Here is a 25,788-nt window from a genome sequence, read left to right on the forward strand (position 1 = left end):
TTGATTAAGTAAAGATGGGAAGTTGAACAATGAATTTCACGTTTACCCGCCGGCCGGTAAAACAGCTCTACCTCAAATACACGGTGATGTTTGCGTTCCTGGCGGTTTGTATCTTTGGCACGTACTTACTGACTGGGCATACTTTTATCCTCAGTAAGGACGCCCTCAACCAGCACCTGCCATTAATGGCAAACTACCGGGCAGCTTTAATCCACTTTTTCCACCATCCCGGGCAGTTTCAGTACTGGTCGTGGAAGATGGGGCTGGGGACCGATACTTTTCAGGTTTATTCCTACTATACAATCGGTGACGTTTTCGCCTACCTCGCCCTCCTCTTCCCGGCCGCTAAAATGACACTCGCCTACCAGGTAATCACGGTGATCCGTCTGTACTGTGTTGGCTTAGCCTTTGTCTACTTTGCCCAGCACTTCCGCTTTCGGGATAACGTTATTCTAGCGGGGGCGGCAACGTACATGGTAAATGCTTTTCTCCTGTACGCTTGCATTGCCCAGCCTTTCTTCACAACGCCATTTATCCTCTTCCCGTTGATCGTGGTTCAGCTAGAACGGGTCCTTCAGGGAAGAAGTGCCTGGCCACTGGTGGGGGTCTTTACCTGGATGCTGATCAGTAATTACTACTTTGCCTTCGTCCTGGGAATCGGCGCCGTGCTCTACCTGATCCTGCGCGTTGCTACCCATTACCGGACAAAGCTGAACTACTGGCAAACGCTTGCTAAACTTGCTTTTGCCACCATTAGCAGTATCCTGGTTTCCGCAGTCATGCTGGTTCCGGAACTGATTGCCGTCATGAACTCTACCCGGACTGGGTCGGAATTTGCGAACGGTCTAAAGGCCTACCCCCTCTACTACTACCTCTTTCTACCTAAGCAGCTGATTAATGGTGGACAGTGGTACTTCATGTATTGGACAGCCTTGGGGATCGTCTCCATCGGCTTTCTGGCCCTAATCTACATTTACAGCCGGCCCAAGCAGTACCCCCTTCTGACGATTAGTCTTGCCTTGGCACTAATCATGCTGCTCATCCCAGCTGTGGGGGCCTTCTTTAACGGGATGATGTCGGCTTCCAACCGCTGGACACTGTTAATTTACCTGCCACTAGCAATGACAGTCTGCATTCTCGTCCAGAACGCTCCCCAGCTGAGCCACCGCGACCTTTGGATCCTCAGCTGGGCCACCGGCGTTTACCTGCTGGTTCTAATCGTCACCTTCTTCTTTGAGAACAATGATGATATTTTCATGCCGGTTATTTTCCTGATTGTTTCATTGCTGACCCTGTGGATGATTGACCTGCACCGCCCGCAATCGCCTGACCGCTGGCTGCTCGGCTTAATCGTCCTTAACGCGGCTTTTAACGCGGTTTATTCCGCCTTCCCGTATAACGGAAACTTCACGAAAAATATGCTGAGCCGGGGTGAGTACCAGGCAATTACCGCCAACCGCTATGGCGGCCTCGACCAGGGACTAACGGGAAAGCCATTCTACCGGGTTTCAACCGTCAGTCAGAACCAAATCATCAATAGCAGCGGGAGTGCCGACGACCTTGGGCCAAACCTCGATAATGACCTTACGTCCGGGCTTAATAATATTGACTCCTATTACTCCCTGCAAAATAAGTACCTGGGCCAGTTCAACACCAGCTTGCAAAACAACCAGTACCAGGCGAACATCCCCATCCGCCAGGCCGATGATCGGAGCGTCATGAACAACTTCTTTGGTGTAAAGTACCTCTTCGTGCAGAGTAACGGCAAGAACGCAACGAAAGTCCCGGCCGGCTACTTCATGGATAAGGCCACGGACCCGGTTATCAACTATGATAGCGGTCAGCCCAATCCACGGGCCATCCAAAAGGGAAAGGAACCTTTTGTGCCGACCCAGACAATCCGCTACCAGAGCAAGCAGGCCTTTCCACTGCTTTACTGGCAAGGCGACTACATTAGCGCCAAGCGTTACCGTAGTCTTTCGCCAACCGCTAAAGAACGGGCGCTTGCGGCAGGAGTATTGGTGGACGGCTCGATCAAGGGGATGCGGCCGGCCAACCTTCACAACCAGGTTTACACCCTCAAGAGTGTTCTGGTGTCCAATCGGCTCAACCAGGTTAACCCCCACCAGCTCAAGTATACCGACAGTGATGAAACCTACCAGCTGCAATTCCCAGAACTGGAGAATAAGAAGTTTGCCAAGCGCTTCAAACAGACTGAATTACACATTGAATTCTCCAAAATTAAGTACACGCCGTTTAGCATGAAGGAACAGATCAAGTATGACCAGGAACACCTCCAGCAGATGGCGGTGAACCCGGGCAGCGTCATCAACCAGCGCTTCACTAAGTATCAATACTGGCGCTACCACGTGCTCAACGGCTCGCCGGATATCAGCTTTAAGTTAAACTACACAAGCAAGTTTGGCACTGCCAGCGTGGTCCAGGCAAAGCAAAACGTCCTCTCCCTCTTTAAGAAGGTCACCAATTCGACCTTAAACATTGGTTACTACCAGGGGGGCTTGCCGGAAACGCTGACCTTCCAACCATCTAAGCTTGGCACTTACCAGCTAGACTACAAGGTGGTGGCCGAAAAACTTGACAGTCATTATGACCAGCAAGTTCGGGCCATCCAGCAGCACGCCCTGACTAACCTCCAATTCAAGCGGAACCAGGTCAGCGGGACAATTACCACTCCGCGTTCCGGGATCCTGACTTCCTCGATCCCCTACTCTACTGGGTGGACAGTCAACGTTGACGGACACCGGGCGAAAACGGTTCGCACCAACCAAGCCTTTCTCGGTGTTTGGCTCCCCCAGGGCCACCACCGGATCACCTTTAACTATCAAACTCCGGGACTAACTACCGGGGCCAAAATTAGTTTGGTTGGTCTTATCTGGGTCGTCATTGCTGCCGGAGCTACTGTCATCTGGCATCATCGCCGGCAGTAGTGTCCTTACATTCCATCTTTAATAGGTATCGCTTTGTATCGGCGGTGCCTTTTTTATTAGGTCATTCCCTCAGATGTAAGCGCTTGCTATAATCTAGAGAGTGTAGATTTATCACTTTATCGAGAGGATGTCCAAGATATGCATAAGTTAAGAAAAATAACGATGGAAGCCGGCGCAGCAACGTTAATGACACTAAGCGTCCTTGGCTTCGGTGGGACAGCCACCGTTACGGCCGCCAAAACTGACCTCGGCAACCAGAACACCATGGCGGTTGCCTGGTACCAGACATCGGCAGAATGTAAAGCGCTCTACTTACAGGGGTACAACGTTGCCCGGCAAAATCTGAACCAAAGTTTAGCCCAGCCAAGCGACCAACCCCGTGCCATTATTTTAGATATTGATGAAACGGTGCTTGATAATTCACCCTACCAGGCTTACAACGCCCTCCACAATGGACAATTTCCTACGTACTGGAATACCTGGGTTAGCGCTGCGAAGGCCAAGCCCGTTCCTGGAGCAAAGGACTTTTTGGATTACGCAAACCAAAACGGCGTCCAAATCTACTACGTTAGTGACCGCACAACTGACCAGCTAAAGGCAACCAAGAAAAACCTCGTTGACCAGGGCCTGCCCCAGGCAACCAATGACCACATCATGCTCAAGGGTAAAAAAGACAAGACCAAGGAAAGTCGGCGGCAGGCCATCGAACGGCATAATAACGTCATTATGCTCTTTGGTGATAGTCTAACCGACTTTAATGATCCCCAGAGTGCTTCCGTCAAGGGACGCTATAATGATGTCTTAAAGAACACCAACCAGTTTGGTAGCAAGTACATCGTCCTCCCATGTCCAATGTATGGCGGCTGGGAAGCTGCCCTCTACGGGAATGATTACAGCATCAGTGATGCCAAAAAGAATCAGGCGCGCAAGTCCCACTTGACCTACTTTAACCCTAAGACCAACAAGGTTGAAAACAAGACCGTTACTGAACCATAAGTTGATTTCAAACCGCACTAGCAAGGATATTTCTACACGTTTAAGCAATTAAAACAACAAGCGAACATAAATAAACGGCCTGCCAGGGACAGTGGGACTGAACTTGGCTGGTCGTTAGTTTACATAATTTCATCATCGTAAATCAATTCCCGCAGAACAGAAATTTACAGAAAATCATAAAAAGTGCTTTACGAACACCGAATAGATTGGTAAAATAATAAACGTTGTCAAATGAGCAACGTATATTCGGGAAATAGCTCAGCTTGGTAGAGCACCTGGTTTGGGACCAGGGGGTCGCAGGTTCGAATCCTGTTTTCCCGACTACTCAAAGAGAGCTTGATAAAAGTCATTAACAACTTTTATCAAGCTCTCTTTTTTACCTACTATTGAATTAGCGGCCGGTAAACTTCAACCAACCACTGCTCAGCCCGGTCCCAATCGACCTGGCCCTGGTGCTCCCAGTCTACCGGACGGATTAGGGCATCAGCAACGTTAAACAAGCGTTGCCGCCCCTTTACAGCCACCGGCTCGATGTGGTAAGACAGCCCAGTTTGAAACGGGGAAAAGCGCCAGCCATAACTACCGTCGGGAAAGTGATAGATTCCCTCCAAGTTCATCACGCAGAGAGCATGCCCGGCAAGAAAACCAGGCTGACGTTTTGCACTAGCGCAAATCAGTAGCGGTCCACGGTAATTGGTTTGCCAGGTTCGGTATTCAACCAGCTTATCGCCCCAGGCTACTGCCGCTGCGTTTTCCGGGTGTAAGGAGAGAGCTTTCATCTACTTCTCCTTGTGGCTCCGCTTAACCAGCTGCATAATCAGATAATCACGGGCATCCTGTTCACTCATCTGGACGCCATTAATGGTAAGCGGCCCTTCCGCTAGTTGTTCGTCGTCTATCTTGTTCGTCAGGACCTTATCCGTTAGTTCGGGGGTCTGCCGATAGTAGCGATCCAGCAGTTCCGCGGTCGATAACTGCCGCAAAACTTCCGCGAAGGCCCGGTCTTTTTCAATACTCATCTTTTGTTCCTCCTTTTTGTACCACTCCTATTGTACACTTTTTCGCCAATTTCGTTTTATAATAAGTTTATGACTTTCTCAAGGAGTGGAAACATGGAAGCAGATAAATACCTAACCCTAATTCAGTCCGAACTGGCAAAGCTGCCGGACTACGTCAATGAATACTACCTTGGTACCAACCATGCCGTCACGACAACCTACCAGTACCTAACCGAAATCCGCCGTTTTTTTGACTGGCTTCGGGTAAGCGGCTTGACGGACGCCCAAGATAACACCGGTATTTCCACTAAGGCCCTGGAAAAACTTCGGCGAAACGATATCATGCTTTACATCGACCACCTCAAACATACCCAAAATGCACAGGGGCGGCTAAATTCGCCGACGTCCATCAACCGGTCAATCAACGCCCTCCGTTCCCTATTCAAATATTTAACGGTCACTGCCGATATCAATGACGGAGAACCTTACTTCTACCGCAACGTTATGCTGAAGATTGATTCCTTAAATGATACACAGACCCTGAACTACCGGGCCCATACCTTGTCTTCGCACATGTATCGGGGGCAAATGAAGTTTGACTTCATTAACTTTATCCAAAATGAGTACCCGCACAAGTGTGACAAGCGTGCTCTTCCCGCCTTTAAAGTCAACCGGGAACGGGACATTGCAATCATTGCCTTAATTTTAGGAACTGGGGTGCGGGTTTCCGAGGCGGCGAATGTTAACCTTGGCGACCTGAATATCAACCAGGGACTGCTCGACGTCGTGCGTAAGGGTGGGCAACGTGACTCGGTGCCGATTGCTCCTTGGTCGATCCAGTACGTTCAAGACTATCTGGCAATCCGTGCCCAGCGTTACCACGCATTAAAGAAAGATACAGCTTTCTTTTTGACAGTTTACCACGGCGAAACCCGGCGGATGACCGCCAATGCGATCGAACGGATGGTTAAAAAGTACTCAACCGCCTTCGGTCACCCCCTTACCCCCCACAAACTCCGTCACACCTTGGCTTCGGAGATGTACGAGGTTACCAAGGACCAGGTCTTGGTCGCCCAGCAACTGGGGCAGAAAGGAACATCGGCAACCGATCTCTACACTCACGTTGGTGTCACCCAACAGCGGGAAGCATTAGACGAAATTAGCAAAGAAAAGAAATAGTTAAGAGGCTGGGAATTGACCCAGCCTTTTAACTATTTTAAAGGTAAAATGCATCAACACAGTCACTGGCTGGCAAGCTAAGCGGGCCGTGGGTCAACGAATGTTTTATTTTATCCTACTCCCACTTAGTTTGCCGCTCAGACGTTTCCAGTTGATGACTTACCCATCGAAAATGATTTCAGAACGTCTGAGAGTTAATTTCCCAAATCTGGCCAGATTCACCACTAAAAAGCAATTAGTAAGACTCTTTTGATAAAAGAGTCTTACTATCACAGGTCGCAAATGCCGTTCTCATAGGCTTTTAAATGGGTGACATTTTGCGTGAGACTGTTGTATAATTTTATTGAAAAACAGGCTTACGTTAAATGACCTCTTTTAACGGCAAAAAAAGGAGACTTAGAGAAGTATGTTATACAATGCAGCACTTGTTCTTGAGGGTGGTGCCTTTCGTGGGCAATACACGGCCGGAATCGTCGACACCTTCCTCGCTCACCATATTGAGTTCCGGAGTGTCATCGGGGTATCTGCCGGCTCACTCAACGGCGTTAATTTCGTTGCTAAGCAGTACGGCCGGGCCGCCAGCATCAATATCAACTACCGGCATGATCGAAAGTACATTTCAATGGCCCGTGTTTTTAAGAAAAAGATTATCAACCTTGATTATCTCTTTGAGGACCATGGTTACTCCTGGCGTAATTTCGACGAACAGGCCTATAAGCGGTCATCATCCCACTTTACAGCCGTTGCCACGTCCCTTAATACCGGGAAGGCGGTCCTCTTTACCGACCCTACTGGTGATGAACTAAACCAGGCACTTAAAGCGTCTTCCTCAATGCCTTTCCTCTCGGATCCGCAAGAAACCAGCCAGGGACTGTGCCTCGACGGTGGCATTGCTGATTCGATTCCCTACGACATCGCCCAGCAGCAGGGCTTCGATAAAATCGTTGTCGTCCGCACCCGCGATGCCAAGTACCGGAAAAAGCCATCCAGTCGGGCAGTCCAGGAACTGTACCACCGTTTTTACAAGGAGTACCCCCAGTTTGCTGAAGCGGGGATTAACCGTCCCCTCGTCTACAACCGGCAAATCACCGAGCTTAACCGGCTGGCTAACGATGGCAAGATTTTTGATATTGTGCCGAAGAAGCCCATCAAAATCAAGCGGGTTGAGGGAAACGTCAGGAAGATTCGCAAACTCTATGAACGGGGAAAGAAGGAGTGTGAGGAATACCTTCCCCAGATGATTGCCTACCTCGAAAAGTAATCAAAGGATATGATATTATGTCAACTAAAAAGCGGGAATACATTCCGAAGAACAAGACCAACGGCCAGGTTAAGGGGCGACGGAAAATTTGGGTCGAGAACGTTAAATTTTTGACCCTCACGGAATATGAGCAGTTGCGTACCACCATCAAGGCGGCATCACGACCGGAACTGGTCAACCGCAACCTCCTGATGATCGCAATCGCCCTCAATAATGGCCTGCGGGCCTCAGACGTGGTCACCCTCCGTGTTGGGCACGTCCTCAATAAGACCAAGACCCGGGTGATTGAGCAGAAAACCGGGAAGGCCAAAACGCTTTTTTGGAATAATTGTCTGGCTGAAATCATTAACTATCTCAATGACCTGGACTACCATGACGAAAACGACTACCTCTTTCCTGGCAACCAGGATGGCCACTTTTCCGTCCATGGCTTCTACGAGATGCTTCAACGAATGGGACGCAAAACAGGCAACCCTCAGCTAGCCGCAAAATTGGGTACCCACTCCTTCCGCAAAACCTTTGGCCGTCAACTTTACAAGAAGGGCGTCAACGTTGAAATTATCTCCCAGCTCTTCAACCACTCCTCCGAGCGCAACACCCGTCACTACCTCGGGATTGAGCAGGAGGACCTTGATAAAGTAGTGCAGAACTTTAAATTTGAGTAGTAATTATTGTATCTGGAATTATGTAAACTAAAATAACGTTGCGAACTAAGATCTTGGTTTGCAACGTTATTTATTATTCCTTCACCTTAACTGCACTCCACGGTGATTCAAAACTGCCACTAATCCGCTAATGGTTAACTGCTTCCCCTTCGTCTAGTTTACGTTTTGCAAGAGATCACTAAGATATTCGAAATTATGTAAACTAGGCAAAGTACCCTGGTTAGTGTATAATTAAGTCAATTAAATAATGTAATTACATTAGGGGTGTCCGTTTACCGGACTGAGATACGGCCAGAGCCGTGGACTCTAGAACCTGTCAAGTTGATACTTGCGAAGGAAAATGTGCGTTTAAACCACCAGTGGTCAGGTTCAGTGTAACCTGACCACTTTTTTGTTAGGAGGAACTTTAATGGATAATCATCTAATTACGGCCGTTCGTCAGAACCACCCAATCACATTTACAGTTGCCAACACGGTTACCAGCGGGAAAGTTGCCGACGCCCTCAGCGCGATTGGCGCTTCCCCAATTATGTCGACAGCACCAGAAGAGGCTGCCGACCTGGTAGCAGCTGCCCACGCGGTCACTCTGAATATCGGTACACCGACGGCCGAACTCTGCAAAGAGCTTACTGCCGTAGCGGCCGCGGCTAACCGCCTCCACAAGCCCCTGGTCCTTGACCCCGTCGCCTGCGGGGCTACCGCCTTTCGTCAACAAATCAACCACGACCTGCTAACCAGTCACCAGTTCACGGTTATCCGGGGAAATGCGGGCGAAATTGCCAGCCTGGCCGGAGTTGACTGGGACGGTCACGGAATTGACGCGGGCTCCGGTGATGGCGACCTGGTCACCCTCGCCGAACGGTGTGCCAGCCGTTACCAGACCACGGTAGTCCTTTCCGGACCGGTCGATGTTATCACTAACGGCCAGGCAACGCGGCACAATGACCGCGGAACCGAGCGGCTCGCCACCAACGTTGGTTCTGGCGATATCCTTTCCAGCATCATCGCCGCCCTGCTCGGCCAGGGAGCAGATCCCGTGACCGCCGGCTGGCTCGGTTGCCGGCTCGTAACAACTGCTGGAAAGAACGCCACCAAGGGCACTAACGGGCTTGGCAGCTGGCAAGAACACTTCCTTGATGAACTGACGATGATTACCGACGAAGATTTAGCATAGAAAGGATGAGCAAGATGACTAATAATTTCCCCCAAGCACTGACCATTGCTGGAACCGATAGTGGTGGCGGGGCCGGGATTGCCGCTGACTTTAAGACCATGCAGGAGCGGGGAGTCTTCGCAACGATGGTGGTGGTGGCGGTGACCGCCCAAAACACCCTGGGAGTCCAGGACGCCCTGCCAATGCCGCCTAAGCTGATTGACGAGCAGTGTGCTTCACTGGCAGCCGACCTAAAAATCAGGGCTTGTAAGACCGGGATGCTGGCCGATCCAACCAGGGTCACGGCGGTGGTCAAGAACTTGCAAAAGTATGACTTTGGCCCCGTTACGGTTGATCCCGTAATGATTGCCAAGGGCGGCGCCAAGCTACTTAGCGATGACGCCATCGCCACCGTCCGTGACCAGCTCCTCCCCCTCGCCAGTCTCGTCACCCCCAACCTGCCTGAGGCCGAAGAACTGGCGGGAATGAAAATTCAAACGGAAGCTGACATGATTACGGTGGGAAAACTCCTCCAGGGAATGGGTGTCAAGAACGTCCTCGTCAAAGGGGGCCACTTTGCCAGCGCGGATGAAGCCAACGACTTTGTCCTGCTTGAAAACGGCCATAACTTTTGGCTGACCGCCAAGCGAATACCAACCCATAATACCCACGGCACCGGTGATACCATCTCTGCTTGCATTACTGCGGAGCTTGCCAAGGGAAAGTCAATGGAAGAGGCAATTCGAATTGGAAAAGTCTATGTGGAGGCCACAATCAAAGACGGGATCAATGTCGGCCATGGGCACGGCCCCCTCAACCACTGGGCCCAGATTGGCGGTGACCAGGATGAAATTTGAGCCAACCATGCTCCGGGCCTACCTGGTCGGCGGTAGCCAGGATACCCACCACGCCCCGGCAGAACTATTGACCAAGACGGAAGAAGCACTCCAGGCCGGGATAACAGCCTTCCAGTACCGGGAAAAGGGCTCTTCTAACCTTTCGGCCGACCAGCGGTTAAAGCTGGCTCAGCAACTCCGGGAACTAACCCGGCACTACCGGGTCCCCTTCTTCATCGATGACGACGAGGAACTGGCATTAGCGGTCGGCGCTGACGGGGTCCACGTCGGCCAAAAGGACCAGCGGATTGAGCAGGTTATCCAGCGGGCCCAAGGGAAATTGATGATTGGTTACTCCTGCAATCGGCCAGCGCAAATCGAAAAAGCCAACCAGCTGGCAGCCGTCGACTATATCGGTTCTGGCCCAGTCTTCCCCACCCAGTCAAAGGCAGACGCGGATCCGGCACTGGGCCTGAGCCGGCTGGCACTGCTCAACCGCCTCAGCGAGCAGCCGGTCGTTGCCATTGGCGGCATTACCGCTGACAACATTGCGGCAACCCTTGCCACCGGCGTTGCGGGCGCCGCGGTGATTTCTATGGTTTTCCAGAGTGACGACATTTCTCAGACCGTCCATCAGATGTTGACGGCTAGTTCTCAATCGTAACTGTCATTATGTCAACTAAGCCCAGAGGAAAAGGGCCGGTTCCGTTTATGGAACCGGCCCTTTAGCTTCCTGCCCACTCACGTAATTGGGGGGGGGAGAAGAGTGAGCAGTGAATTTAGGCTAAATTAGTTATCTTCCTTTTTCTTGAGGCCAAACATGCCGAGGGTAATCCCCATCAGGCCCAGGCCGACTAAGGCACTGGAATTTTCGTCCCCAGTTTGTGGCAACTGCTGGTCATTAGCCTGGTGTTGACCAGCGGCGTTATCGTTCGCCTGGCTACCGTCGTTTTCCAGACGCGTCCCATTATAGTAACCGCCGTTAGCCTGGCCGTTACCACCACGATTATTAAGCGTTGGAATCTTTTCAATTTCAACTTTGACGACCACCGGCTGACCATCGCCATTAAAGGTGATTTCAGTTAGGATAGTCTGACCCGGCACGAGTTCGTAACCCGCTGGAATCTGCGGCGTAAACGGAATCGTCTGATCGGTAACCCCCTGGATCGGTGTTTCGGCAATCGGGTTACCATTCGGGTCAACGTAGATAATCTTGCCACTCTGTGGGTTTGCCGTGTAGGTCACTTCTACTAGGCGGTCTGGCGTGCCTGCGGTAACGTTACTATCACCCTTGACCTTGACGGAGCCGTCAGGATCAACAGCCAAGTCAGTGTCAACGGACTCATCGCCGGTTTGAGCCTTGAAGAGCCGCAGTTCATCACTAGCAGCGTGGCTTCGGTGGGAGTGAGCCGTATAGCCCTGGATGGTCGGCACAACCACGTCAGCAAAGGACTGGGACTGTGGAGCGTCTGCGTCAGCGCTAGCTTCAGCCGCGGCCGGCTTCCAGTCACTGTAAGTAACATCCCCGGTAACCTCATCAATATCCGCCTGGCGAACGTAATCGACTTCTTGAGCCTTCGTCGTCACCTCGCCGGTCCGCGGATCAGTAATCCGTACTGTGAAGTGGACATTCTTAGCCAGTTCTTCTAGTTGCGGATAATCTCTGTCCTTGTCACCCGGTAGCGGTCCAGTTGGCTGATCATCCCCAGGTTTGACGATGTCATGCTTGTGCTGGACGGTAATAATAGTGTCCGGTGTGTGGTCACCAATAAACTTGATCTCACTTGGAGCTGGCTTTTCGCCTGTCACAACTTCCCAACCAGCTGGAACGGTGGAGTTCGTCTTGACAGTCTGGTCAGTCTTCCCGTTGACAGTATCCGTCTTGATGGTGTTACCATCCTTGTCCCGGTAAATGATGTTAGTCTGCTGGTCGTTTGCTGTGTAAGTGATCGTGACGGTGGTGTCGTTGGTCTGGCCAGTAACCGCTTGACTGGCAACTTTGCTTTCACTTGGCGTGTAGCCCGCAACGGCAGGAACGACAAATTCATCCCATTCTCCGGTCGTCCAATCACCATAAGTGACCTGGCCAGTAACCTCGTCGACCGTTGCCTGCCGGGTCAGGTAGACAGTTTGCGTTGTGGTTGTCTTGCCGGTATGAGGGTCAAGTACCTCAATGGTCCGGGTGATGGTTTTGTTCAAACTGTCAGAATCGACACCAGTTGGGTAGCCCTGACTAGGGTTGTCAGGTAATTTGTCCTGTGGCGTCTTCGGTTGGTCAGGGTTAACAACGACTTTGCCATGCTTGATGTGAACATAGGCCGTGGCAATCCCCTGGTCAGTAATCGTCATCTTCTTCGGCAGGTTCTGTCCATCTTCCTTAACCCAGCCAGCCGGGACATTGTCAGTATCAATGTCGATAGTTTGGTCCATGTGACCTGCCAAAGCCGTTGCCGATTGCTCGTGGCCCTGGTCGTCAATGTAGGAAACCTTGCCGGCGTAGTTATTTGGCGTGTAGGTGATTGTGATGGTAGAGTCACTATCACCCGGCTTAACGGTCAACGAATCAACACCTGATTGGCTCGGCGTATAACCTGGAACGACCGGAATATCAACCTTACTAAAGGTATGATTACCATCTTCAGACCACGGTTGATACTTAACCTCGCCGGTAACAGCATCTACGGTTACGTCCCGAGTAAAGGCAACAGTTTGCTTAATAGTTGACGTGCCCTTATATGGTTCCGTAACCCTGACTGTCCGGGTAACGGTACTGTTTAAGTCGTTTTGTTTTACACCACTAGGAAAATGCTTATCCTTAGTCCCTGGAATAAGCGCTCCAGGCTGCTTTGGTTGGTCATGGTCAACATGAACAGTGACATGTTCGACACTTATGATAGTATCAGGTGTCTTATCACCCGTAAAAGTAACTTTGCTGGGGATTGTCTGCCCAGGAATTAGTTTCCAACCATCGGGAACAGAGGAATCCGTATTAACCGTCTCATCGGTTTTACCGTTGACCATATCTTTTTTAATAATATTGCCATCTTTGTCTTCATAGACAATGTTAGTCGCTTGATTATCGGCGGCATAGTTAACCACAATATCAGCATTTGGGTTATCTGCAGTCACACTTTGACCAGCTAAAATATTATTCTTAACCTGGTCATCTGCCCGTTTTCCATTAACAATAACCGAATCAACGTGATAGCCCGGAATAATCGTTAACGTGAAATCTTCAAAACGATGTTCGCTACCCCAACCATTGGCGCTTTTTGTGAATTGATACGACTGATCAGCCGGGGTAGTGGTAGTTTTCCCATTTGGCATATTAACTGTTACATGCTGACTACCATTAACATGCAACTCAACATCATGGTAGGCAACTTTAGCATTGGAGTTCTTTTTTACGGGTGGCACTGGGTCATCGTAAGTTGGAATCACTGTTTGCACGATTGCCCACATACTTCCATTATTCCACTCATCTGGTGTCAACTTATTCAAACTGGCTGCAACATCCGGGCTTACCTGAGTATAAAACCGCAAAGTTACATGGTTTCCAGAAACGTTAAAAAGTCCTGAACCATACGTCCGTTTTCCATGTGGGTCATCGGTAACTGATTGATCCCAGTCACCGTCATTAAAATGGTTAGAGTATTCATTATTGCCATCAACAGCTACAGACGAACCCAACAATTGTTCAGCTTTACCATCAGAAAGCAACTCAACACTTTCAATGTTGACACCCGTTTGACTTTCTTTATCATTCCCATGGTTATTTAGCGATGCGGGAACAATATATGAATCTTTTAAGTTTAACGTAATTAATTGTCCGTTCTCATCATAAAAACGATAAGTAACATCAATTGACGTTCCGGCAAACTCTAACCCCTTAGTCAAATTATCATAAATAACGACACAATGTTTGCCGAAATGGCTATCCGTCAGACCGTCACGTTCTAGATTGGAAAACGAGACTACAACTTTACTAATCTTTCTCCCTTCGTAGTATGAATTTTGGAGATTGGTAAATGTAAATTCTCCCAGTTCCCTTTCAACCGCTGTACTATTACCATCCTTAAACACAATTTCATGATAATTTCCCTGACTTGGAAACGTCGGGTGCTTGTAATTAATGTCATTTCCGGTTTCAATCATCAAACGATTATCCGTCACGGTTCCGTTTACTACAACGTTAGGCTCATCACCAAAAATTAAATTCTGTTGAATGTCGTTTCCTGTTAAAGCCCCATCTTTTACAGGATAGCCTTTATCTTTAAGAGCCTGTTTATATGCTTCCAAGGCCTTATTGTACTCATCCTGACTTTGTGTATTGGCCTTTTGCTGCTCGTCAAATGCCTTCTTTACTTGTTCGTTTTGACCCTGATAGTCTAAGGCTGCTTGATTCTCGGCATCATTTGCGTTGGTACCATTAATCACCTTAGTCCCTGACTTTGTAACATTCACACCTGCTTCTTGGGCTAACTTAAGAGTGTCAGATAGGTGTTGTTTTGCGTTTTCATCCGTACTCTGTGCAGTTTCTGGATTTGCTTTCTCCCCGGTATTTGCCGTAGTGGTCGTTCCCTGGGCGGCCACCTGGCTGGCACTATTCGTCGCCGGCGTGGCGGTATCGGCATGGACGGTTGTCATGTTTATCCCCATAAATAACAAGCCGAGCAATACTGACGATACGCCAACCGTTAACTTCCGAATACCAAAGTGCGGCACCTGCTCCATTCCCTGTTGGAGCTTGTACCACTGATTATTTCTAGAAACCATTTCTAATCTTCCCTTCAAAAATTGTGAAACGTCAATAATTATATGGATTGACCATTTCCTAGTCAAATCAGTCAAATGCGTCTAGTTTCAGGGAACGTTCTGGACTTATCAGGTGAATGGGTTTACTCTCACCCAGATATTTTGACAATCGTGTTTATTTTATATTTTTCGTTATAATTTAACCGAACAAATATGGAAAATTTTTTCGTCCTTATCGAATCATTAGTAAAAAGCCCAAAACGGCTGTTCTCCCCGTCATTACGGGAAAAACAGCCGTTTCCATTCAATCAATATTTACTTTTTCAGTGGAAATGCTAGTTTGGTCACAATCCGGGCTGCAGTCGTTACATTTGGCCACCGACCTTGCTCACCCGTCACGATAATTGTCGCATTGAGCAATACGCACAATTCCGCAACCGACATCGTTGCCAAATAATCTGCAACTACCGCGCCATCTGGGCCCGCGCCTGACCAGCGGTAAAAATACCTATCAAGGTCATCACGGAACCGTTCAATTGACTCCATTAGCCTGATTCGTTCCGTCGCGGTCCGGCCTTGCTTGCGAAAATACTTACGGTTAAAGAGCGCCCGCACCTCCGGAAAAGATTTGATTATGTCCATTTCCAAAGCGTGGTAAAGGCGCAGGAGGAGCACAACCACCTCTTCTCGCTCCCGACTGTCCGTAACTTGTTGCAAATCCGGACTAGTCGCTAGGCTACTGGTTGTTTCCAAAATGCTTAATAGCAACCGCTTCTCTGCCAGGAGCGGGTTAATGTTCAACGAATTACGCAGTTCCTGATCAGCGACAACTTCAACCGTACACAGAACCTGTCCGTTAAAGACGTAGTTGATTGTCTGTTCATGCATCTTGATTTGCAGGCGATTGACCTGGCCAGCGGGAACGTGGCGTCTATTCCACGTGTTAAAGAACTCCGCCAACCGAGCCAGCAGTTCTCTATATTCCATTATGGAACCCCCGTTAATGTGACACCCGTGTCTCTTCTTTTATTATACCTTGTTGCTGCTTACTTAGACAAAAAAAGAGACTCGGGCTCGCACCCGCGTCTCTTCCGGTAGGCAATCACTCTACCACTATTTATGGTAGCAATAATTATGTGTTTTCTCAATAGGTAAATCGTTTTTGGAGGGCCTTACTTGTGCTGATAGCCAACGCCACCCCTAGGGCCAGCGGCAGCAACGCGGTATAGTCCAAGTGGCAAACTTCGAATAACATGAACATTGCCATCAAGGGTGCCTGCTGGGACGCCGCTAAAAAGCAGGCAGCACCGAGAACCGCCGTCTGGGCCAGGGTAATACCGGGAACCAGAGCGGTATAAACGACCCCGGCAAAGACCCCAATCACCGCTCCAGCAGCAATGGAAGGAGTTAGGATTCCACCATAGCCCCCGCACTTAATGGTCCCGAGGGTAATCACGACCTTCGCAACCAGCCCAAAGAGCAGGAGCAGTAACGCCTGACGGCTGGTATTCGCGTTCATCGCCAGCTGGGCCAGCCCCCGGCCATTCCCCATCACCTGGGGATAGAAGCTGGCAACGCCCCCGGCTAGCACCGCTAACAGGGGGAGCTGGACCAGGACGTTTTTCGTGACTGCCCGGTGCTTGCTTGCCAGCTTGACGCCCGCCTTAAAGAACGTTCCGGCAGTCCCATTGAGGATTCCCAAGACTATTACCAGGGGAAGGAGCTGGAGGCCGTAGTGCTGGCTCCCCACCAAGTAGTATGGTTCATAGCCCTTGACAATCGACCCAATCAAGGTCGCAATCACTGACATGGTCAGACTGACCGCCACTACTCGGGCGTTAACCTTCTTGTAGAGCAGTTCAATGCAAAAGACCGCTCCAGTAATCGGGGCGATATAGACCCCGGCGAACCCCGCTCCCGCCGCGGCAGCGATCAGTATCTTTTGGTCTTCGCGGTTTAAGTAAAGCCAGGGGTAGCGGTGAGTAGCCCGGGTCCACTTCTGCGCAATGGCCGCCCCGGCTTCCCGTGGCGCCAGTTCGCGTCCAATCGAATTTCCCGTTCCCACGAAGAAAATCTGGGTGCAGACGTGGACGAACGTTTTCCCTAACGGCATCGTCTTGCCGTCCAAAGCCTTCGTAATGCTAACCGGGTGGTACTTGCGCTGGAGGAAGTACCAAATAATGGCCGCGACGATTCCCCCCACTAAGACCGACAAGAACCGCCGCCCAGGCCCCGCGCTGATGTCAACCGGCACTAGATTGCTTTCCCGAAAGTGAAGGAAAACGTGCTCGGTCAAATCCAGCAGCACGCTTAGGAGAAGCGAGCTGGTACCGACAATCGTTCCTAAGATGATCGTGGTCACAGCCAGCCCCCAACCACTGCTTTTCTCTTCCATCCCTCTAATTACCACCTTTCTATCAATCGCTTATCATTTTATCATGCTTCGGCAAAATCCCAAGCCTTTTCGCCGGGCTACGGGAGAAATCTGGTAGAATAAGGACGAAGGAGAATTACAATGATAAATAGCAAACGACTACTAATTGGCGGCGGGGTCTGCTGGCTAGGCTTCTTGATCTTCATGCTTGCCTACTTGCACGGCCGTGCTTGGCTCAAAAGCTACGACACTTTCGGCTATCAACTCACCCAACCTGCCACCCCCGCCAAAACAGCATTCCTACGAGGGCTAACCACGTTAGGTGAACCAGCCGTCCTCGGTGGCGCTACGGTTGCCCTAATGCTTTATTTATGGTGGCGCCAGCGGATTAGTGATAGCATGTGGTACGGGGCGGTCAATTTTATTGGCGGCTTGCTGCTCTTTGCGGTCAAGCATACGGTCCTCCGTCCCCGGCCGTCCCACCAGCTGGTCAGCATTGGCGGTTACAGTTTCCCCAGCGGCCACACCTTTGGGATGACTGTCTTTGTCCTGACGGTGGTGGCCCTGCTCTGGCCACACCTCCAGCGCCGTTGGGAGCGCTGGCTATTAGCTTTACTAGCCGCCATAATCATTCTGGCAATCATGGATAGCCGGGTCTACTTACGGGTCCACTATGCTAGCGACGTCACCGCAGGCCTACTCTTGGCAGCCGGCTGGTTCATGCTCGCCACAGCACTACGACCGCACTTACACAAGTGGCTAATTGAACCAATCACAACCTACCCGGATTAGGTTTGCCGAACAGCAGTGAAACGGGTAGAATGATGTTTAGGCTAATTATAATAATGGAATGGGGTGAAATTGATGGAAAATTTCTTTCTGATTGCACTAACCGCGATTTTCCTGATTGAAAGCGTTGCTGAGGTCCGCTTATTCATGCAGGTTCGGGACATTTTTTACCGGTCCGGCCGGGCCCAACCGACGAAGCGGGTAGCAAGGATTATCAGAATTGAGAACCAATGGAGTTGGATCTCGTGGATTTTCCTGCTCCTCCTCTTCGTCCTGCCTGACGTGTACACGTTCCTCGTTATTTGTGTGATCACCCTGATTGAAACCTGGGTTGTCTACGAATTGCAAAATGCCCGGAACTATGCCGATAGTATTAACAAAAACGAATGAGAAAAAGCGGAACTTGGTCCGCCCTCTCAATAACTTTAAAATGAAAAAAGGGGTTGGAATTAATTTTCCAACCTCTTTTTCTCTTCCCTAATGCAGTGCCTCTGCTTCGCTTACCAAGTCGTGGCCCTCAACCAGACTCGTGTAGAAGTTCATGTAGGTCATATGCTTATACGGTGTAATCCAGATAAAGCCGATTCCGCAGGTCAGCCAGCCGAGAATATCCCAGCCAATAAAACTCAGGCGGAGAATGAAGAGGTCCAACTTATGACCGTCCATTAAGCGCCGGCTCAGGGTCACATAGTCAACGTAGCCGATGTGACCGCTTGCGTCGGCCTCCTGCAAGTCCTTATACAGGTAGTAGGTCTGTGAATAGGAGAAGCTCTTGATAATTCCCGGAATAAACAACAGCAAAGTCCACAAAAAGAGCAGGACCCACTGGATAACAAATAAAACAAAGACCGGAATAATGTACTTCCCGGTAAAAGCCTGAAAGGCCTTCTTAAACGGGGCGGTTGGGGCCAACTCGGTACGCAGCCAATCGATCAGTGCAAAGTCCACCCCGACTAACAGGTAGGTCGTGATCAAGCCACTGATAAAAGATTGCTGGATCGAGTAGTCATCGCCAAAGTCAAACGTAAAATCGCTCAGCGCTATCCCCGGGTGGAAATGGACGAAGTAGAAACCCAAGCTGGCTACTGCTCCACTCACTATCAGTCCAGTCAGCACTTGGAAAATCACCGGTACGATATTTAGTTTGATTGCCGTTCCCCAATTGCCAGCCAATAATGTCTGCGCGTTTGCTTTTAATTCCCGCCGTGTCTGCAACGTAACTCCCCCTTACAAACAACTACTTCTTACTTTCTTCGTCTTCCATATAGTTGACCATTTTTAAGAAATTGTCAACATCCAGACTGGCCCGGCCAATTAGGACCCCATCAATGTCGGGTTTGGCCATGAGCTCCTTAATGTTATCAGGATTGACGCTTCCCCCGTACAGGATCCGGATTTTATCGGCAATCTCATAAGTATAGTTGTCCGCGATGGTCCGGCGAATCGTCCGACAACCCTCTTCGGCCAGGGCCACGTTGGCGTGCTGACCGGCACCGACCGCCCAACTTGGTTCATAGGAAATCACGACGTTGCGAATTTGGTCGAGGGAAACCCCGCGCAAAACGCTCATCAGTTGCTGGAATACATAGTGAATCTCGCCATTGACTTCCTTTTGCACCATCGTCTCATCGGTACAGATAATCGGTGTGATTCCCATTTGTAAAGCCGCGTTGACCTTGCGGTTGACCGTTTCATTATCCTCACCGAATAACCGGCGGCGTTCGATGTGGCCCAGCATAACATAATCCGTCCCAAGATCTCGCAGTCCCCGGAGACTCAGCTCACCGGTAAAGGGGCCGCTGTACTCTGCCGCGGCATTCTGGGCGATAATCTTGAGGCCAGACTTACCGGCAGCCTGGGCCATGCTGTATAGGGCAAATGCCTGTGGCGCGATGCCGACTTCAACCTTTGCCGGATCAGGCAGCTGCCCCTTGATCTGGTTTACAAAGTCAACGGATTCCGCGACGTTTTTGTGCATCTTCCAGTTAGCAGCAATGAATGGTTTTCGCATGAGTCTTCCTCCATGTAAACGTTTTTAATAATTATTGCATATCTGGAGGAAAATTGCACACCTAGCTTTGCCAGTGGGTGCGCTTGAATTGGGCCCGACCGCCCTGCTCTTCGATTGCGTAGCGGAAGGGATTTTTCTTATAAAAATCCTGGTGGTAGTCCTCAGCAGGATAAAAGGGCTGGGCATCTTCGATTCGGGTTACAATTTGAGCATCACCGAACTCGCCACTAGCTTGCAGAGCCGTCCGCGACTTTTCGGCCACCGCTCGCTGTTCCGGACTATTGACGTAGATTACTGGTCGGTAGCTATCACCGCGGTCTTGGAACTGACCCAGTGCGTCGGTGGGATCGGTCTGGTGCCAATAAATAGTCACTAATTCATCGTAAGAAACCACATCCGGGTCGAAAGTGATTTTAACTGCCTCCGTATGACCGGTATTGCCGGCACAAACCTGCTCATAGGTCGGGTTGGCGAGGTGCCCACCCGTATACCCGGACACTACCGACTTGATACCGGGAAACGTATCGAAGGGTTCAACCATGCACCAGAAGCACCCACCCGCAAAAATCGCTGTATCTAAACTCATGTTAATCGTCCTCTCCGATTGTTTTAGTGGCCTCATTATACAATCTCAGCAGACGAAAACAGAGAAAACTGCTTGGAAGTAGGAAAGAGAGTGAGACAAGCACTGATTTATCAGCGTTTGAACTGCCAGCAGCTACTGTGTTGTTACATTTTTATCTTTAAAATAGCAAAGAGACTGAGTTTATTCCCAGTCTCCCAAGGTATTTACTCAATTTATTCTCCGCTGCTTACTTCACCAGTCGGTAGTCCTCATTGCTGTCGTCGTAATCGAATTCAAAGCGGCCGCGATCGGTTTCAACGTAGACCCGCTCATAGGTTGGCTGGTAGCCATGCTTGTTCAGTTTAACGGCAACCTGACCATCATTGGCAACCTCGACGTAGTATTCGTTGTACTCACCCTCCTGGTACTTGAAGTCCAAGCCGTTATCCTGGTAGTGCTTGTATGCACCACAGTCCCCGAACAGCCGGAAGGTCATGACCTTTTCTGGCTCGTCACTGATGTGCTTAACCTTGTTGCCCCATGGCAGGATCGTGTCCTTCTTAATGAAGAGCGGCAGTTTTTCCAATGGTGCATTGACCATAATCGTCTGCTGGCCAGAGTATTCGGCGTTATTCCAGAAGTCCAGCCACTTACCCGCTGGCAGGTAAACGAGCCGCTTATCAGCCCCCTGGTTGACGATTGGGGCAACCAAAATGCTCGTGCCAACCATGTACTCATCGTTAATCTGCCGCACTGCTGGGTCCTGGTCATAGTTCAAAACTAACGGCCGCATTACTGGCAGGCCAGATTCGGTTTCGTGCCGCAACTGGTCGTAGAGGAATGGGACGAAGCGGTAGCGTAAATTCAGGTAGTCGCGGTAAGTATCAAGCGTTTGCCGGTCAAAGGACCATGGTTCCTGGTAGCGGGTCCCCATCTCGGCGTGGTTCCGGAAGAGCGGCACGAAGAGGGATGCTTCCAGCCACCGGGTCAGCAATTCCGGTGTCGTGTCCTTTTGGAAGCCCCCGATGTCCGTCCCGGCAATCGCAAAGCCGCTCATCCCCAGGCTGTTCAACTGGGGAATCGCTAGTTGCAGGTGGGACCAAATCGACTGGTTGTCCCCGGTCCAAATGGTCGAGTACTTCTGCGTTCCGGCGTAGGCTGCCCGGGTGATGATGTATGGCCGCTTACCAGTGGCCGCCTTCATCCCTTCGTAGACCGCCTGTGCTTGAAGGTGACCAAAGACGTTGTGCATCCGGGTATGGGTAGTCTTCTGTTCACCATCATGGAAAATCAGGTCCGTCGGCAACTCGCCGTCAAAGGACGCTGGTTCGTCCATGTCATTCCAAACCCCACAGGCGCCCATGTCAGCGAAGAACTTGACGTGCTTAGCCCACCAGTTGCGAACCTCGGGCCGCCCAAAGTCAGGGAAGACCGCATCACCGGGCCAAACCCGCCCGACAAAGACGGTGCCATCAGGATTTTCGACGAAGTAGCCCTTTTCAATCCCTTCCTGGTAAATATCGTAGCCGTCCTTGTCCTGCTTAACACCGGCGTCGAGAATCGGCATTAACCGAATTCCCCGCTTCCTCATCTCGGCAACGAACTGCTTGGGATTCTTAAACTTAGTCGTGTCCCAGGTAAAGTCGCGGTAGCCCCGCATGTAATCGATATCGAGGTGGATGACGTCAATCGGCAGGTGGTACTTTTCAAAGCCGTCCGCAATTTTAGCGACCCGGTCATCACTGGTGCTGTAGCCCCAGCGAGACTGCTGATAACCCAGGACCCACTTCTGCGGCAGCGGCGTTACCCCCGTCAGGTAGGTATAGTTGGCGACAACGTCCTTTAGAGAGTGACCGCCCAGAACGTAGTAGTCCACGTTCCCGTCAGTGGCGGAGTAGTAATAGTAGTTTTCGCTCTCCTTGCCGAGGTCGAAGTGGCTCTTGTAAGTATTGTCAAAGAAGAGGCCATAAGGGTGACCGTTCTTTAGACCGTACATAACGGGGATGGACTTGTAAATGCCCTTGACCGACTCGTTGTGAACCTGGCCGAAGTCGACGTTCCAGTTATCATAGTCATAACCCCGCTTGTTTAAGAAGCCTGGCTTGTCGCCCAGTCCATAAAACTGCTCGTCCGGGCTCATTGACTTAATGACTTCGTAGTAGTGGTCGTTCGTCTTATCCAGCAGGTTAATATCGTGCCCCTCAGCAAGGACCGTCGATTGGTGTTCTTCATCGAGGTCGTTGGGCAGTGGTTGCCGCTGTCCCCGGTAGTCCATCACTAGCGGATTGCCGTCGCCATCGTAAAAGTCAACCTTGCAGTTGTCATAAGCCTTGACAATCAAACTGGGCGTGCGGAGTTCAATGTGATCGCCCTTGTCCTCCACGGTATAGCTAGTTTTATGGTGCTTGTCTCCTTCAATCGCATACGAATTAGTTGCACGTCCCCGGTTCATGAAGACCCGGATAATTTCGTTCGTGTAAACGTCTAATAACAGCTGACGGCCATCGGCGTACTCCAATGTTACCTTTGGTGCTGCGTTTTGATAGCCTGTTAAGCGATTTGTCATACTTTGTCTCTTCTTTCTACGATGATTATCCCATGCAATATTCTTCACACCACTAATGTACCACTTTCTGCAAACGTTTACAAATCTTATTTAGCCTAATTGTAAGCGTTTTCTTAGATGAGGAAAGACGATTATAATAAAAGAAAACGATTGGGGATGAAAGTCACGAAACCAACAATTAAAAACATCGCGCGGGCAGCCGGCGTTTCAACCGCCACTGTCTCCCGCGCCCTCGCTTACAAGAATAATTTAAAACCAGCGACCGCTAAGCGGATTCGGCAAATCGCCCAAGAAATGGGTTACCACAAGAACGTTGCTGCTTCCCAACTAGCCTCCAACATGACCAATACGATCGCCGTCATTATCAACTACACGCAGACGGACTTTTGGATCGGGATTCTCAACGGAATTCTCCACCGCGCCCGGGAGCTTAACCATCAGGTCATCACTTTTTACGCGGGTGACAATGATTCCCGCCGACTCACCCAGACCGTTAACGAGGCGCTCGAACACCAGGCAAACGGGATTTTAATGATTTCCGGCAAGATGGAACAGGAACAAGTCGAGATCCTCAGTACCGCCCACATGCCCTACCGCTTAATCTCGATTTACAATCCTGAGCACCCCGAGCACCGTTATGTTTCCTCTAACAACGTCGAAATTGGTGAGCAGGCAACGAACTACCTGATTAAACGGGGACACAGGCGAATCGGCCTCGTTGGCATTGACCACTACCTGACCGGCCAGCAGCGACTCTTTGGCTACCAACGCGCGATGACGGCGGCAGGGTTGCCAATCAATCCTCATTGGATCCACTATGGCGATTACAGCTATCAGGACGGGAAAAAGCTCTTTAGTGCCATTCAGGATGGCAGCGTGACCGCGGTCGTCGCCGGCAGCGACATGATTGGTGCCGGCTTACTCAAAGCCGCGACTCAGGCCGGCTGGCGGCTCCCGGAACAACTTTCGATCATTTCAATTGATGGGTCCGATACTTGTGAACTGACGACGCCAGAACTGACGACCGTTAGCCAGGATTTCTACCAGATGGGTATCACAAGCGTTGACAACCTGCTCCAGGATCAACCCTCGACCTTTATTCCCACCACCCTAATCGAACGAGACAGTGTTCAACCCTTACCCACGGAAAAGTAAGGCGCGTGAATGATAGATTCTTTCTTAGCAAAAAACAACCGTTCCAGATCAGCTTTTCAGCTGGTTTAGAACGGTTTTTCTGTATGCTTCATAAAAAAATTCGGTAGTCCAACCGATTAGGTCAACTACCGAATCTAATTATTCAGTTACTACTGTTCTTCCTGCTGTTCGGCCTTTTGAACGGTAACCCCTTCGTGAATCCGTGGAACCACCAGGGCACCAACTAACAGTGACAGACCGGCAATCAGCATCATCATCGTTTGGTTGTGACCAACCAACGGGAAGATGAAGAAGCTGCACAGTGATGCCAGAATTTGTGGGACACAGATTCCGACGTTGAAGAGCCCCAGGTAGGCCCCTTCGTTCTTCCCGTTCAGAGAAGAAGTCAACAGGGTAAATGGAATCGTGTTGATACTGAAGTTAGCAATCCCAAAGAGAATCATCGCGACCACCGACAAGGTCTTGGAAGTGATGAAGGCCATGCTGCCCAGGCCGAGGGCACCGAGTAACATTCCTACTACGTACCACTTTTTCCGGGCGTTGGCCTTGGCGTGCGCGTACAGCAAGCCCCAGACGATTCCGGCAATACTGTAAACGGCGGTCAAAATCCCGTACCAGTTCCCGGCAGCTTGGTAGCCGGCGGAACTAACATCGGTCGTACCCCAGATGTTCTTGGCAACGGTCCCGGTAGTGTAGGTCCAAACGTACATAATTGCAAACCAGGAGAATAATTGAACCAGGTTGATTTCCCAGAAGGACCGTGGTGCCTGCTTGACCAGCTTCCAGAGGCTGACCTTTTGGTGTACCTCTTCGACATTGATCCGGTGGTAACGAGCGTAGGTCTTGGGATCGTATTCCTTAACGTTGAAGACCGTCCAGAGACCGGTAATCAGCAGCACCGCAGCGGCACAGAGGTAGGCCCAGATAACCGTTTGTGGGACCACTCCCCGCTTCGCCGTGTTGGACATCCCAAATGCGGTGAAGACGAATGGCAAAATCGTGGCGAGAATCGCACCACCATTAGAGAAGACCTGTTGCCAGGACCAGGCGGCGTTCTTCTGCTTGTTGTTAACCATGTCCCCGACTAGCATCCGGAGGGGCTGCATACAAACGTTCGAGAACAGGTCCATGAAACAGATGGCAATTGCGGCGTAAGTCATTGCGGCCAGCGAGCCGTAACCGAAGCCAAAGGAGCCAGAGAATGGCAGCATGATCAGGACTAATGCCGCGATTGGCGTCCCAAAGAGCAGGTATGGCAGCCGCCGACCAAAGCGGTTCCACGTCCGGTCAGACATTTGCCCTAAAATTGGTTGGACGATCATCCCCATCAGCGGTGGGAAGATGAAGAAGAAGCCCAGACTGTTAGGGTTCGCCCCAATCGTCTGACAAATCCGGCTCATCTGTGAGCTTTGCAACGAGAACGCCATGTTAATGCCAAAGAAGGCGAAGGTGATGGAAAAGATTTGACTCTTCGTCAGGGCTGGCATCCCCGAGTCAAGATCGACCCGGTTATCTTCGTTTGTCTTTCTATCCATGA

At 50.5% G+C, this 25,788-nt stretch carries 21 protein-coding genes, 1 tRNA gene and 1 riboswitch; of the genes, 12 read left to right on the plus strand and 10 right to left on the minus strand.

Annotation, left to right across the window (positions count from 1 at the left end; translation table 11 throughout):
- Nucleotides 1-29: 29 nt before the first annotated feature.
- From FC49_RS00935 to FC49_RS00945, 3 genes are all read left to right on the plus strand, one after another.
- Nucleotides 30-2,948 carry a YfhO family protein gene (locus tag FC49_RS00935; RefSeq protein WP_056983811.1) on the plus strand — a complete coding sequence of 973 codons (2,919 nt, stop codon included), beginning with the start codon at nt 30-32 and terminating at the stop codon, nt 2,946-2,948.
- 138 nt (nt 2,949-3,086) lie between these two features.
- Nucleotides 3,087-3,944 (plus strand): 5'-nucleotidase, lipoprotein e(P4) family, encoded by an 858-nt coding sequence (locus tag FC49_RS00940; RefSeq protein WP_003711804.1) that lies wholly within the window; start codon nt 3,087-3,089, stop codon nt 3,942-3,944.
- A 247-nt stretch (nt 3,945-4,191) separates the two neighbouring features.
- Nucleotides 4,192-4,265 (plus strand) — tRNA-Pro (locus FC49_RS00945).
- A 62-nt stretch (nt 4,266-4,327) separates the two neighbouring features.
- On the opposite strand, the gene FC49_RS00950 is transcribed toward FC49_RS00945, so the two are convergent.
- Nucleotides 4,328-4,723 (minus strand): ASCH domain-containing protein, encoded by a 396-nt coding sequence (locus FC49_RS00950; RefSeq protein ID WP_003714793.1) that lies wholly within the window; start codon nt 4,721-4,723, stop codon nt 4,328-4,330.
- Nucleotides 4,724-4,963, minus strand: a complete 240-nt coding sequence (locus FC49_RS00955) for a hypothetical protein (RefSeq protein WP_003711892.1) — start codon at nt 4,961-4,963, stop codon at nt 4,724-4,726.
- A 93-nt stretch (nt 4,964-5,056) separates the two neighbouring features.
- Here FC49_RS00955 and xerS point away from each other — a divergent pair, with 93 nt between their 5' ends.
- From xerS to thiE, 6 genes are all read left to right on the plus strand, one after another.
- Nucleotides 5,057-6,121 (plus strand): tyrosine recombinase XerS, encoded by a 1,065-nt coding sequence (gene xerS / locus FC49_RS00960; protein WP_003711918.1) that lies wholly within the window; start codon nt 5,057-5,059, stop codon nt 6,119-6,121.
- 406 nt (nt 6,122-6,527) lie between these two features.
- Nucleotides 6,528-7,382: a patatin-like phospholipase family protein gene (locus tag FC49_RS00965; RefSeq protein ID WP_003714885.1), complete on the plus strand. Its 855-nt coding sequence runs from the start codon at nt 6,528-6,530 to the stop codon at nt 7,380-7,382.
- 17 nt (nt 7,383-7,399) lie between these two features.
- Nucleotides 7,400-8,047 (plus strand): site-specific integrase, encoded by a 648-nt coding sequence (locus FC49_RS00970; protein ID WP_003714840.1) that lies wholly within the window; start codon nt 7,400-7,402, stop codon nt 8,045-8,047.
- A gap of 250 nt (nt 8,048-8,297) precedes the next feature.
- A riboswitch (TPP riboswitch) is annotated at nt 8,298-8,403 on the plus strand.
- 53 nt (nt 8,404-8,456) lie between these two features.
- A complete protein-coding gene (thiM, locus tag FC49_RS00975; protein ID WP_003711802.1) occupies nt 8,457-9,221 on the plus strand; it encodes a hydroxyethylthiazole kinase in 765 nt (254 codons plus the stop codon).
- 14 nt (nt 9,222-9,235) lie between these two features.
- Nucleotides 9,236-10,057, plus strand: a complete 822-nt coding sequence (gene thiD, locus FC49_RS00980) for a bifunctional hydroxymethylpyrimidine kinase/phosphomethylpyrimidine kinase (protein WP_003711888.1) — start codon at nt 9,236-9,238, stop codon at nt 10,055-10,057.
- Nucleotides 10,047-10,700: a thiamine phosphate synthase gene (gene thiE / locus FC49_RS00985; RefSeq protein WP_003711899.1), complete on the plus strand. Its 654-nt coding sequence runs from the start codon at nt 10,047-10,049 to the stop codon at nt 10,698-10,700. Before thiD ends, thiE begins: the two co-directional genes overlap by 11 nt.
- 125 nt (nt 10,701-10,825) lie before the next feature.
- Here thiE and FC49_RS00990 read toward each other — a convergent pair whose 3' ends face one another.
- The 3 genes from FC49_RS00990 to FC49_RS01000 all read right to left on the minus strand — a co-directional run bounded on the left by FC49_RS00990 (nt 10,826) and on the right by FC49_RS01000 (nt 17,186).
- Complete coding sequence (locus tag FC49_RS00990; RefSeq protein ID WP_056983813.1) at nt 10,826-14,812, minus strand: mucin-binding protein; 3,987 nt, start codon at nt 14,810-14,812, stop codon at nt 10,826-10,828.
- A gap of 294 nt (nt 14,813-15,106) precedes the next feature.
- Nucleotides 15,107-15,778 carry a hypothetical protein gene (locus FC49_RS00995; RefSeq protein ID WP_003711841.1) on the minus strand — a complete coding sequence of 224 codons (672 nt, stop codon included), beginning with the start codon at nt 15,776-15,778 and terminating at the stop codon, nt 15,107-15,109.
- A 157-nt stretch (nt 15,779-15,935) separates the two neighbouring features.
- Nucleotides 15,936-17,186, minus strand: a complete 1,251-nt coding sequence (locus tag FC49_RS01000; protein ID WP_056983815.1) for a chloride channel protein — start codon at nt 17,184-17,186, stop codon at nt 15,936-15,938.
- Nucleotides 17,187-17,306: 120 nt separating this feature from the next.
- On the opposite strand from FC49_RS01000, the gene FC49_RS01005 reads away from it, so the two are divergent.
- On the plus strand, nt 17,307-17,957 hold the full coding sequence (locus FC49_RS01005; RefSeq protein WP_003711848.1) for a phosphatase PAP2 family protein: 651 nt from the start codon (nt 17,307-17,309) through the stop codon (nt 17,955-17,957).
- Nucleotides 17,958-18,029: 72 nt separating this feature from the next.
- Nucleotides 18,030-18,344, plus strand: coding sequence for a hypothetical protein (locus FC49_RS01010; protein ID WP_056983817.1), 315 nt, complete (start codon nt 18,030-18,032; stop codon nt 18,342-18,344).
- Between the two features lie 87 nt (nt 18,345-18,431).
- Here FC49_RS01010 and FC49_RS01015 read toward each other — a convergent pair whose 3' ends face one another.
- The 4 genes from FC49_RS01015 to FC49_RS01030 all read right to left on the minus strand — a co-directional run bounded on the left by FC49_RS01015 (nt 18,432) and on the right by FC49_RS01030 (nt 23,096).
- A complete protein-coding gene (locus tag FC49_RS01015) occupies nt 18,432-19,169 on the minus strand; it encodes a DUF975 family protein (RefSeq protein ID WP_003711857.1) in 738 nt (245 codons plus the stop codon).
- A 22-nt stretch (nt 19,170-19,191) separates the two neighbouring features.
- Nucleotides 19,192-19,965: a triose-phosphate isomerase gene (gene tpiA / locus FC49_RS01020; RefSeq protein WP_056983819.1), complete on the minus strand. Its 774-nt coding sequence runs from the start codon at nt 19,963-19,965 to the stop codon at nt 19,192-19,194.
- 61 nt (nt 19,966-20,026) lie between these two features.
- The gene (msrA, locus tag FC49_RS01025) at nt 20,027-20,551 is read right to left on the minus strand and encodes a peptide-methionine (S)-S-oxide reductase MsrA (RefSeq protein ID WP_040458656.1); all 525 of its coding nucleotides are present in this window, start codon (nt 20,549-20,551) and stop codon (nt 20,027-20,029) included.
- A gap of 226 nt (nt 20,552-20,777) precedes the next feature.
- Nucleotides 20,778-23,096: a glycoside hydrolase family 31 protein gene (locus tag FC49_RS01030; RefSeq protein ID WP_056983821.1), complete on the minus strand. Its 2,319-nt coding sequence runs from the start codon at nt 23,094-23,096 to the stop codon at nt 20,778-20,780.
- 156 nt (nt 23,097-23,252) lie between these two features.
- Between FC49_RS01030 and FC49_RS01035 the strand changes: the two genes are divergently transcribed.
- Nucleotides 23,253-24,251 carry a LacI family DNA-binding transcriptional regulator gene (locus tag FC49_RS01035; protein ID WP_225349467.1) on the plus strand — a complete coding sequence of 333 codons (999 nt, stop codon included), beginning with the start codon at nt 23,253-23,255 and terminating at the stop codon, nt 24,249-24,251.
- Nucleotides 24,252-24,400: 149 nt separating this feature from the next.
- Here FC49_RS01035 and FC49_RS01040 read toward each other — a convergent pair whose 3' ends face one another.
- On the minus strand, nt 24,401-25,786 hold the full coding sequence (locus FC49_RS01040; protein ID WP_056983823.1) for an SLC45 family MFS transporter: 1,386 nt from the start codon (nt 25,784-25,786) through the stop codon (nt 24,401-24,403).
- Nucleotides 25,787-25,788 lie beyond the last annotated feature (2 nt).

Source organism: Limosilactobacillus oris DSM 4864 (assembly GCF_001434465.1).
Classification (GTDB): Bacteria; Bacillota; Bacilli; order Lactobacillales; family Lactobacillaceae; genus Limosilactobacillus; species Limosilactobacillus oris.